The sequence below is a fragment of the Trichocoleus sp. FACHB-6 genome, assembly GCF_014695815.1.
Classification (GTDB): domain Bacteria; phylum Cyanobacteriota; class Cyanobacteriia; order Cyanobacteriales; family FACHB-T130; genus Funiculus; species Funiculus sociatus.
In genome coordinates, this window is the sequence record NZ_JACJOY010000096.1 from 69,164 (window position 1) to 79,776 (window position 10,613).

The window sequence follows — 10,613 nt, forward strand, 5'->3', positions numbered from 1 at the left end:
GAACTAAAAAATTGCCATGAGCGGGTAACAGCCTTCATTCTGTGTTTAGCTGTATCTGGGTAGACTGAGGAATAATTAACCACAGGCGCTTTAAGTGGAGTTGTTAGCTTATTCCTAGCGGCTAATCGCTTTCTGGCAACCGCCCCATGCAATTACATAATTTTCTCGACCGATATAAACAAGGAGAGCGCGATTTTTCCCATGTTGACCTCAGTGGAGCTAGCCTCAGTGGGGTCAATCTGCGCGATATCGACTTGACTGGGGCTGACTTGACTGGTGCTAACCTCAGCTGGGCAACTTTAAGTAACGCCAAACTCATCGGGGCAAGTCTGCGCCAAGCTGATATGCGTAGCGCTATCCTCAACGCTGCCAATCTCAATTCTGCAACTTTGAGCCGTGCAAAATTGGGCAAAGTAGACTTGCGTTTAGCAACCTTGCAAGAAGCAGACCTCAACTGGGCAGTTCTCCAAGAGGCAGACTTGAGCGGTGCTAACCTGGAGAGGGCTAAGCTGGATCAGATTAATCTAGAATCCGCCAAACTCAACAGCACTATTTTAATTGGGGCGGAGTTGATGGAGGCAAATCTGCGTCGCGCTAGTTTAATTAGCGCTAACCTCAGCAGCGCAAATCTCCGGGAAGCTCATCTGGAAGAAGCCAATTTACGAGAGGCGAAGTTGGTTGGCACCAATTTAACGGAAGCTGACCTTACCGCCGCTTACCTGCGAGGGGCAAATTTGAGTGACGCAAACTTGCATCGGTCAATTCTGGCGGGGGCAGATTTGAGCGAAGCAATTCTTAACGGTGCTGATTTGAGTCGGGTTAATCTGACTGGGGCTTATTTACTCAAGGCAACTTTAAGAAAAGCTTATTTATTACGAGCTATCTTGCAGGATGTGTATCTGTTACGTGCCGATTTGAGCGAGGCAAATTTACGCTCTGCGGATCTGCAACGGGCAGATTTGAGCGGTGCTTATTTGAGTGATGCCACTTTAAGTGAGGCTAATTTGGTCGATGCCTGTCTTTTGGAGAGTCATTTAATTCGCACCAATCTCGACCAGGCGCACATGACTGGCTGTTGCATCAGTAATTGGCACATTGAGGATGTAGATTTTTCCAAGGTTGATTGCCGTTATGTTTTTACTCGGTTCAATTACGCTACTAAAAAACCAAGCGATCGCTTTCCTGTGGGTCGCGATTTTCAGCCGGGGGAACTAGGCAAGCAAGATCCCGAACATGGCAAAAATGATCCTAATGCCTCGACCACAATAGAAGTTTTTTTGCAAGAATCTCCTAACTGGGAAGCGCTAGTCTTTACGCTGGCTCAGGTACAACTAGATTGCCCTGACTTAGAACTGAGTATTAAGTCTTACGAACAATTAGAGGCTCGGTATCTGCTGCGGCTGGTATCCAGCCATTTCGTGAATGCCAAAACTCTTGCTCAACGGGTTAGCGAGTTGTACCCGGAAATGCTTAGGCGGGTCACTTCTTCCCGCCAAGCCATGCTGGATCTGCTGCAAATCAAGCCTCGCTCAGAAAATGTGATAGAAACAGTACAGCCACCACAACCAACGCCACCGCCACCCTCACCAGATCAGCGGCTGCGGATGTATCAAGAAGTGGTCAAGCAAATCCAAATGATTATCCTCTCCCAAACGCCAGACCAGTTTGTGGACAGCGTACAGCGGCTTTTGAATTTCCTTAAAACTCAGGGGATCTCGACAGAGGAAATCCAAAAGTCAGTTATTAGTCAGGCAATTGTGAAGCGGGCGCGTCTTGACCCGATGTTTCAGCAGCAGTTGCTACGGTGGGAGGAAACGGCGGCGAAGGCAGCTCGTTTTTCGATGGTGGGAGAATCAGTACGGCTAGCGATCGCTCTCCTTTGGCCCGACCTTCCGCGAAAATGAAGGAATTGGGAATTGAAGATTGGGGATTAGGGATTGGGAATTGGGGATTGGGAAGAATCTTACCCAGTCCCTAGTCCGCAGCCCCCAGTCCCCAGCCTCCAGTCCCCAATCCCCACTCCCTATGTTTAAGGCGGTTGAGAACCATTGTTTGATTATTTTGAAACTTTTACAAACATTTTGCTGAATAAGGGTAAAGCATCTCACCATCAATTTGATGGTTGGTCTTTAGAAGAGCGAAATCCCGATGCAATTAAATCTTGGATGCCGATTTGGGAATGGTTTTACCGCTACTATTTTCGGGTTGAAACTGATGGCTGGCATCACATGCCCCAGTCGGGAAAAATGCTGATTGTGGGTTCCCATAATGGCGGCTTGGCTTCACCCGATACGTCTATGTTCATGTATGACTGGTTTCGCCGGTTTGGTTACGATCGCCTGATTTACGGGCTAATGCACCCGGCGGCTTGGAAGTCTCCTATTTTCGCCATCCCTGGCTCTATGGTAGGGGCAGTTATTGCTCATCCGAAGATGGCGATCGCTGCCCTTCAGCGAGATGCTTCTGTTCTGGTCTATCCCGGAGGTGCTGAAGATTTGTTTCGTCCCTACTATATGCGCGATCGCATTCATTTTGCAGGGCGTAAGGGATTTATTAAATTGGCGCTACGGGAAGAGGTGCCAATTGTACCAATTATTTCTTATGGCGCTCACGATACTCTGATTGTTTTGGCAGATTTTTATGACCAGGTACGCCAAGTACATGAATGGGGGTTTCCCTGGAAATTAGATTTGGATACGGGTGTTTTTCCGATTTATTTAGGGTTGCCTTGGGGTTTGGGAATTGGCCCTTTACCAAATTTTCCTCTACCAATACAAATTCATACTCGCGTATGTGCGCCAATTGTATTTGAGCGTTATGGTCGTGACGCGGCGCTTTGTCGTGATTATGTAAATGATTGCTATGAAAAAGTTTGTTTTCATATGCAGTTGGAACTCGATAGTTTAATTCTCAGTGTTAGGGCAAGTAGCTAAAATAAATTAGCCACAAAGACGCAAATTCCAGGAAGAAAAGAAAGCGATTGCCCTCTTTTCTTCCTGGAATTTCTCAATCCATAACCATAGGGGTTCAATTTTTTTTGCCTAAAAGAAAAGCAACTGCAACAGATGTTTAACACTATGACTGAAGCAACTCCAAAAAAATACGCCCGTAACGGTCGAGTATTTCCAGAACGCACGTTATCGCCAGACACAAAGCTGAAAATGAAGCTTTTTATAAGCGTTGTCGGATAATTCTTGAGCGAGTGCGCCCCAATTTAATCGAGGAACACTATGGCTGGTATATTGCCGTTGAACCAGACAGTGGTGATTATTTCATTGATGCTAATAAAATGATGGCTCATCAAAAGGTAAATGATAAGCACCTAAATTCTATCCACTGTATCTTTTGTTTGAATGAGACGGGAGCCACAGGCAGAATATGATTCAGGCTACTTTTGGCAGCAGGGGTCAGCTATATTTTGAAATAGATTTGATTACTGCTGCTGGCATAAATCTGACGGTAGATGTGCTATTGGATACAGGTTTTACAGGCTTCGTGGCAATGAACAAACAAGATTTAGATGGTCTTGATTGGGCTTTTATGCGTAGGGAAGAACTGCGTACAGCACAGGGAGAAGCATCTTTTGATATTTATTTGGGTAAGGTGCTATTGAATGGACAAGAGTTTGAAATCCCAGTTTTTTCAGGGGAAGAAATAACAGAAATATTGTTAGGTTCGCAGTGGTTAATGAATCTGCCTCTAGTGGTGAATTTTCGGGAGGGATTATTGACTTTGGGGGAATGAGCGATCGCACTCTACCAAAAAACGAACCGTCATCGCACAGAACGCTACAAAAAATAGAGTGCGAGTAGCTGGCTATAGCAGTATACAAGGAGTGCGATCGCATCCTTCTACTCAGCTGGGGTCAACAAAATACTTTTGTTCAGGTGATGTGGTGTGCGCTGTCCTATCCGTCACCTCTACCCCTGACTGGATTGATTCAGTTGTCACGGACACAGCCTCAATATACTGGCTATCCATCAAAAAAGCTCCCGTGGAAAACCGGACACCCCAATATCCCCCCGGACGACGATCCATAACAATGCCTTCTTCCCCAAGCTGAATCACATCAGGAGGACGCAGCATTGGCATCGGTTCCGCTGTTTTGACGTATGGTGGCAATGCTACCACCCGGACTCGCTCACCAATTGAAAATTCTTTAGACATAAGTTTTAGGTAAACGGTAATGAGTAATTGGTAGGAACATCTAGCCCTATTACCTATTACCTACTACCTATTACCCATTTGTTCAAGGCGCTTGCCAAATCTTCTCATGGTAACGCTCTAAATTCGCATAGGGATCGGCGGCGGCGTGGGAATGGTCGTGACTGTGGTCATGGTGGTGGTGGTGATGATCGTGAGTGTGTCCGTTACCGTTCCCAACTGCTGCTAGTCGGAATTTGCACATTTCACAATTCATCTGGACTTGTCCCAGCTGGGTTTCGATTTCCCGTTCTCGCAATACAGACAACAACTGCGGGTGAATGCCCATTTCTGGCAGACAAGTCATGGAGATGTCGGGATATTGTTCTTGCTGCTGGGCAGTAATTTCAAATATCTTTTTAACCAGGACTCCTGTAAACAGAAAATACGGCAGGACAATAATTCGTTTAGGCTGGTAGAGTCTGGCGCGACGGAAACCTTCTTCTAGACGTGGGTGGGTAATGCCGATAAAGCAAGTTTCCACAGTCTGATAACCGCTACCTTCCCACACAATCCGGGCAAGTTTATAAACGTCGCCGTTAGCATCGGGATCGCTGGAACCGCGACCGACAAATAGCAGTACGGTGTCTGAACGGTTCCATTGAGGTTGGTCTAGTTCAGCAAGACGCGATCGCCACAAATCCAAAATCCCAGGCGTAATCCCAAAATGTCGCCCGTAGTAAAACTTTAACTGGGGATGTCTAGCCCTTGCCCGGTCTAACTCATTGGTCACATCAAACTTATTGTGTCGCGCCGCAAATAGCAAAATCGGCAACACCGAAATTTCCGTGTAACCCTCCTCCACACACCGATCTACCCCCTCCTGAATTGTCGGGCCAGTGAGTTCTAGAAAACAAGGAAGAACAGGTCTAGAGGTGTCTAAAGCTTGATATGCTGCCGCAAAATCCAGCAAACTTTGCCGTCCGTCATTATCTTTTGTACCATGACCAATCATCAATAACGGGCGGTGTAGCGGTAGTGGTGATAATTCCAAGGACTGAGTAATTAGAGTGGTTGAATTGATAGTAGGCATGGATTTACAACTTTTTTCCTGTGCAACGCAGGAAATAGAATGCGCCTCGCAACAGGTAGGCATTCTGGCTAACGATTCGTCATACCCAAGGACAAAAATCGCTTACAGCTGCGGCACAGCCCCGGAATTACACCGGAGTTTCCCTACCCTGTTACGGTTCACGTTTGCCTTGCTATCTTAGCTGATTCGACTACACTTAGAATGCGGGGGGAGGGGTTGACTACCAAAGTTACTATAGGTTGCTTCCGATTTCTTCTCTCTTTTTTCTCTTGAAATCTGATGCTACTTCTTTGATAACGCCCAAGGAAATGAACGATAAATTTCACAAATTTATCAAAGAGCTATCTAATTTTAAATCTAGCAATAATGTGTTTAATCAGTATTCTTACGACCTTTTGGTAAATGAGGTCAGAAGAGAAAACTTATTTTTATACTTGAAACATCTAGCAGAAAGAAACAGCCAAATTTTGTTAGTTGGAGAAGCTCCAGGGCATAGAGGATGTCGTTTAACAGGTGTTCCTTTTACCAGTGAATTTATTCTATTAAATGGATTTGATGAAATTAGATTATTTGGCGAATCCAGGGGCTACCGGAAAACTAATGAGTTTGATCGAGTTTATAAAGAGCAGAGTGCAACCATTGTTTGGGAAGCCTTGCTAAAGTATCAGCAAATCCCTTTACTTTGGAATGCCTTCCCTTTTCATCCTTTTAAAGTTGGAAATCAGCAATCTAATCGAACGCCCACTAAAGAAGAAATAAATATTGGGGAGTATTTTTTAAAAGACTTAATTATATTATTTGATATAAATATTGTTGTAGCTGTCGGAAACGAAGCTGAAAAAACTCTCGCAAAAATGGGATTGGCTTTTCAGAAAGTTCGACACCCCGCTAATGGGGGAAAAAATAAATTTAATAATGGCATTAAAAATGTGATGAACACCCTAATATAAAATACTTGATGGCTGCTGAGGCAGACACAATGGCTGCCCCGCATTTGCATCTAATTCAACGCCAGATAAGGCTTGCACATTGCCCAAAGTCAGCTTCCCCAGTAATGGTTGCACAGGTGATGGGAGTCAAGAAAATCAGCTAAGGTGCAACCAAAAGAGGTTTCTGGAAGCGATCGCAATTTCCACAATTTGCAGAACATTCTGCCCCAGCATATTGAATCTGAGGGAAAAGATTGACTCTAACAACAGACAAGTTCATCATCTTTTATTTGATGCTGATGAAACTTATTTCGGGTTTTGTTGCGGCTGCTGACGCGATCGCATATTCTCCATAATTGTCTGCCGCTGTTCTTGAGTAAGCGTTGCGGAAAACTGCGATGCTGCCGACTGAAAAATACCTTGCAGTTGAGTTTTCTGCTGGTCAGATAAATTCATCGCCGCGAAAGCCCTACGCATATCCTGACCTTGGCCCACAGCAGCTTTAAATTTATTTTTTTGCTCTGCCGTTAGAATATTTTCAATTTGGGATCGAGTATTACTGCGAATCTGTTCGATTTTAGTTTTTTGTTGCGGAGTTAATTCGATACCCATCAATCCGCTAGATGCCGGGGCGCTTGGCGAATTGGTTTGGGCAAAAGCTGCACTTGAAGTGAAGGGAACGAAAAATACAACCGCTCCAGCTAACATCGAAATCAGTTTGAGTTTCACCGTGTTCTATCCTTTTTCCGGTTCGTTCTCTCTATAGTAAACAAAAAATATTCTCGATTGCATCCGAGGAAAGTCCTAAACCCAACCATGACTTTCGTCACGGATAATCTTTTACAAAATGCCCTTGCGTTGGCGACGAAGTACAGCTAACGCCAGAAAACTAGCAAAAACAATAGAGGCGATGCTGGAAGGCTCAGGGATAGAAGCGGGTACTACGTTTAATTGAACTCTCCGATAATTTTGCATCGCCAGCGAAATAGTTGACGATTTGGACGACGATGAATACGCTTTCCATGCGTTCAACCCTCTGTACCAGCCAGTGAATTGCACCTTCATTTCCCAGTTGCCATCCAGGGAACCTATAGCTAAACCATCAGTGCAGCAGGGCGACCAGGCGTGATCTGCGATGAAGACAGTGCCATCAGCAGATGCGATCGCTTCCCCCGGATCGTCTACCATCTTTAATGAGGCGGTATCCCCCGACAAATCGAAACGCATTTTTGCTGCGCCACCAATTACATTACCCGGCTTATCATGCACAGTGAATAGTGACAGCCCATCGGCAGCATCTACAAAGAAAAGGTGAGATTGCTTAGCAGTTAAATCCAGTGAGGCATCATTAGACAATCCACCGTAGTAGTGCGAACTGTACTTATAGTACTCGGCTGCTGTCTTGGTGGTACTGAAGGCTTTGATATATCCTAAAATGTTGCTGTTAAAGTCCCCTACTCCTGCCCTTGATTCTTGGGAAACCTTAATCATAGTGGCTGCTTCCGCTTTCGCGTGAAATAGCGGAATAAAGAGCGTTAAAGCTGCTAATGTCAAGAGTTTTTTCATGGGTTTTTCCTTTCTATCTCAACTGATAATAAAAGCAAAAATCAAAGCTTTCATTAAAGTTATAGTAAAGCTATATTAATTACATATGAATTTATTAATTAATACATCTTTATTCCGGGTAACTACGAATTGACTTAGTAATATAAAAGCCGTAAAGGTTGCCGATTTTTCTACTTTATTTGTGCTAGATAAGCACAAATAAAGTCAATCGCATCTCTAACAATCTGTTTGTAAGCAAAGATGTAGATCCCGGACTTCAGGCTTTTGACGCGGTTCCCTGCTTTTTAAGGAGGATTAGGGAGGATCTAGCCACAGAGAGTAGTTCAGGCATCTTAAATTTTATTTACAAACAGCTTGCAACAACTAACAACCGACTAATGGCTCCCCTTTCTTTGGGATGAACGAACACCCAGAGAAAGGGAAGTTTTGCGTTTAATTGGCGCTGGTGCCAATTATTGAAAAATTGCCCAAACTTTTTATATTTCTGAAGGAAAAGTGAAAAAGCACGTAACCAATATTTTAAGCAGCTTAAGTTTGCGCGATCGCACTCGACCCGCAATTTTTGCCAATTTAATTTTTACCCCAGCTTGATGAGCCGAATTAACTCTTAAATAATTGCAGAGATTCGTCCTTTAAAAGACCTTTGGTAACTTTTATTTTCTTAAAGCCCTTCGCAATAATTTCTTCACTGCTGAGATTTATTTGAGAAACACCAGCATCAATCAAGTCTTGAATCGAAGCCCCAATTACTATTTCAGATATTCCTGCCCAAATACAAGTCGCCGTACACATTGGGCATGGTTCGCAAGTTGTATATAACGTATAACCTTCTAAAGAAGGATTCTTAATTTTGGTTGTTAAACCGCGAATCGCGTTAACTTCTGCGTGGGCAGTTGGATCGCTATCCGTCTTTACAGTATTGTGGGCTTGAATGACTATTTGATTATCTTTAACGATAACTGCACCGTAAGGAGCATCTCCAATCTTTGCTTCTTCCAGCGCTATTTTCATAAAATCTTCTGGATTCATATTAATCCTCTAAAAAGGCAAAAAATTTCTGCTTACTCTGTGGTTGAAGGGCAAGAACTAGCATTGCACTCTGTTTACTTTAATATTAATCGTTTTGATTTTCTACCCCGCGATGCTAACTTAATCATCACAGTGATTGTCCTATTCCTACAGAGGGATGAAAATTCCTCAACCTTTCGTGCAGCAACTGGAACACTTCTGTAAATTAACTATGCGTTTAACTTCACTCGATGTATTTCGCGGGATAGCGATCGCAGGCATGATCCTCGTCAATAAAGCGGGAGTCGCCGACCAAGTTTATCCGTTTTTGGAACACGCCAAATGGCACGGTTGCACGGCGACAGACTTAGTTTTTCCCTTCTTCTTATTTATAGTTGGTGTGGCAATGATCTTTTCCCTTTCCAAGTACAACGAAGGGAACCGTCCCACCGCCGCCGTGTACAGGCGAATTTTCCGCCGAGTGGCAATTCTGTTTGTCCTCGGTTTGTTGCTGAATGGTTTCTGGACTTACAACTGGGACACCATCCGGATCATGGGAGTGTTGCAGCGCATCAGCTTAGCTTACCTATTTGCCGCCTTGATAGTTATCAACGTACCGCGAAAAGGACAGTGGGCGATCGCGCTACTATTACTCATCGGGTACTGGGTAGCGATGTCTCTTATTCCCGTTCCCGATTATGGCGCTGGAAACTTATCATCGCCGGAAGGAAACTTCGCCTCTTATATCGATCGCTTGATAATTGGTACAAAGCATCTGCATCCAGGCGACGCTTTTAAAACGATGGGAGATCCCGAAGGTTTATTCAGCACTCTCCCAGCAATTGTCACCGTCCTCATTGGCTACTTTACAGGTGACTGGTTACGTGTCCAACCCGTCCAAAGGCGCACCAGTATCGGTTTGGTACTGTTTGGCATCGGTTGCTTGGGTGTAGGTTGGGCGTGGGGTTTGGTATTTCCCATCAACAAGAGGTTGTGGACGAGTTCCTACGTCCTCTTCAGTTCTGGTTGGGCGTTGCTATTACTAGCAGCCTGTTATGAATTAATTGAAGTCCGAAATCGTCGCTGGGGGAAACCGTTTGAAGTGATGGGGTTGAATGCTATCTTCGTCTTCGTCGCTTCGGTTCTGCTGATTAAAATTCTCGTCAAAACTAAAATCGGAACTGGTGAAAACGCACCCAGCACCTATACCTGGATCTACGAACATTTATTCTTGCCTTGGGCAAGTCCGATGAATGCTTCCCTGGTGTTTGCCGTACTAACATTGTTGTTCTGGTGGGCGATTTGCTACGCGATGTATCGCCAACGGTGGTTTGTCAAAATTTGAGGCATCGCTTAGGTTTTCACTCGCGCAATGACAGGGATCACAGAGTTGTTAGAGCTTTGTCACCTGATTTTATAGATTGCGATCGCTTAGGATTCTACGGAAAAAGTTGAAATTGGTAATATCAAATTTCTTCTATGATTATGCCGATTGAGTTTTTTCCTATCGAAGTCACTATTGAAGATATCGTTGCTCAGATATTTGTCTCGCGGCGGATTACTCGTATTAACCAGTATCAGCTGAAGTATGTCCTACTAGCTAAGGATTGGCTGGACGAACAAGAACAAACATTACTAAATCGGCTGTTTTATGGTGTCCGGCATGGATTACTGCGAATAGGCGAGTGAGTCGCGGCAGCGATCGCGTACCTTATACCTTAGATCGCGACATCCTCTTGGCTATTCGTCTGTTACAAATTATACATTTAAACTAGAAAAAAATTATTTATTAGTCTTAGCCGATAATGCAAAAGCTGGAGAACGAAAAATAATTCTGGCTCTTGATTACCTAATATGCCAAAAAAGTAGTTGAA

At 44.2% G+C, this 10,613-nt stretch carries 11 protein-coding genes, 2 pseudogenes and 1 riboswitch; of the genes and pseudogenes, 8 read left to right on the forward strand and 5 right to left on the reverse strand.

What is annotated here, in order from left to right:
* The first annotated feature begins 146 nt into the window (after positions 1 to 146).
* From H6F66_RS18640 to H6F66_RS18655, 4 genes and pseudogenes are all read left to right on the forward strand, one after another.
* Positions 147 to 1,904 (forward strand): pentapeptide repeat-containing protein, encoded by a 1,758-nt coding sequence (locus tag H6F66_RS18640; protein ID WP_190424045.1) that lies wholly within the window; start codon positions 147 to 149, stop codon positions 1,902 to 1,904.
* 177 nt (positions 1,905 to 2,081) lie between these two features.
* Complete coding sequence (locus H6F66_RS18645) at positions 2,082 to 2,933, forward strand: lysophospholipid acyltransferase family protein (protein ID WP_347269405.1); 852 nt, start codon at positions 2,082 to 2,084, stop codon at positions 2,931 to 2,933.
* A 144-nt stretch (positions 2,934 to 3,077) separates the two neighbouring features.
* A pseudogene (locus H6F66_RS29445) lies at positions 3,078 to 3,382 on the forward strand (hypothetical protein).
* Positions 3,379 to 3,744: an aspartyl protease gene (locus H6F66_RS18655; RefSeq protein WP_190424047.1), complete on the forward strand. Its 366-nt coding sequence runs from the start codon at positions 3,379 to 3,381 to the stop codon at positions 3,742 to 3,744. Before H6F66_RS29445 ends, H6F66_RS18655 begins: the two are co-directional and overlap by 4 nt.
* A 111-nt stretch (positions 3,745 to 3,855) precedes the next feature.
* On the opposite strand, the gene sipA is transcribed toward H6F66_RS18655, so the two are convergent.
* Together sipA and H6F66_RS18665 are read right to left on the reverse strand one after the other, a co-directional pair.
* Positions 3,856 to 4,167 carry a regulatory protein SipA gene (gene sipA, locus H6F66_RS18660; RefSeq protein ID WP_190424049.1) on the reverse strand — a complete coding sequence of 104 codons (312 nt, stop codon included), beginning with the start codon at positions 4,165 to 4,167 and terminating at the stop codon, positions 3,856 to 3,858.
* 82 nt (positions 4,168 to 4,249) lie between these two features.
* Entirely contained in the window at positions 4,250 to 5,236 is a 987-nt protein-coding gene (locus H6F66_RS18665) for a sirohydrochlorin chelatase (protein WP_190424051.1), read from the reverse strand.
* A 36-nt stretch (positions 5,237 to 5,272) separates the two neighbouring features.
* Positions 5,273 to 5,403, reverse strand: a riboswitch (cobalamin riboswitch).
* Between the two features lie 141 nt (positions 5,404 to 5,544).
* On the opposite strand from H6F66_RS18665, the gene H6F66_RS18670 reads away from it, so the two are divergent.
* Entirely contained in the window at positions 5,545 to 6,186 is a 642-nt protein-coding gene (locus tag H6F66_RS18670) for a uracil-DNA glycosylase (protein WP_190424053.1), read from the forward strand.
* Positions 6,187 to 6,471: 285 nt separating this feature from the next.
* On the opposite strand, the gene H6F66_RS18675 is transcribed toward H6F66_RS18670, so the two are convergent.
* Complete coding sequence (locus H6F66_RS18675) at positions 6,472 to 6,894, reverse strand: P pilus assembly/Cpx signaling pathway, periplasmic inhibitor/zinc-resistance associated protein (protein ID WP_190424055.1); 423 nt, start codon at positions 6,892 to 6,894, stop codon at positions 6,472 to 6,474.
* 111 nt (positions 6,895 to 7,005) lie between these two features.
* A complete protein-coding gene (locus tag H6F66_RS18680) occupies positions 7,006 to 7,731 on the reverse strand; it encodes a PEP-CTERM sorting domain-containing protein (protein WP_190424057.1) in 726 nt (241 codons plus the stop codon).
* A 399-nt stretch (positions 7,732 to 8,130) separates the two neighbouring features.
* Between H6F66_RS18680 and H6F66_RS29450 the strand changes: the two are divergent.
* A pseudogene (locus H6F66_RS29450) lies at positions 8,131 to 8,322 on the forward strand (LuxR C-terminal-related transcriptional regulator); the annotation flags it as partial.
* 9 nt (positions 8,323 to 8,331) lie between these two features.
* On the opposite strand, the gene H6F66_RS18685 reads toward H6F66_RS29450, so the two are convergent.
* Positions 8,332 to 8,760 (reverse strand): nucleoside deaminase, encoded by a 429-nt coding sequence (locus H6F66_RS18685; RefSeq protein WP_190424059.1) that lies wholly within the window; start codon positions 8,758 to 8,760, stop codon positions 8,332 to 8,334.
* A 211-nt stretch (positions 8,761 to 8,971) separates the two neighbouring features.
* Here H6F66_RS18685 and H6F66_RS18690 point away from each other — a divergent pair, with 211 nt between their 5' ends.
* Together H6F66_RS18690 and H6F66_RS18695 are read left to right on the forward strand one after the other, a co-directional pair.
* Complete coding sequence (locus tag H6F66_RS18690; RefSeq protein ID WP_190424060.1) at positions 8,972 to 10,084, forward strand: heparan-alpha-glucosaminide N-acetyltransferase domain-containing protein; 1,113 nt, start codon at positions 8,972 to 8,974, stop codon at positions 10,082 to 10,084.
* Positions 10,085 to 10,218: 134 nt separating this feature from the next.
* Positions 10,219 to 10,428 (forward strand): hypothetical protein, encoded by a 210-nt coding sequence (locus H6F66_RS18695; protein WP_199295270.1) that lies wholly within the window; start codon positions 10,219 to 10,221, stop codon positions 10,426 to 10,428.
* Positions 10,429 to 10,613 lie beyond the last annotated feature (185 nt).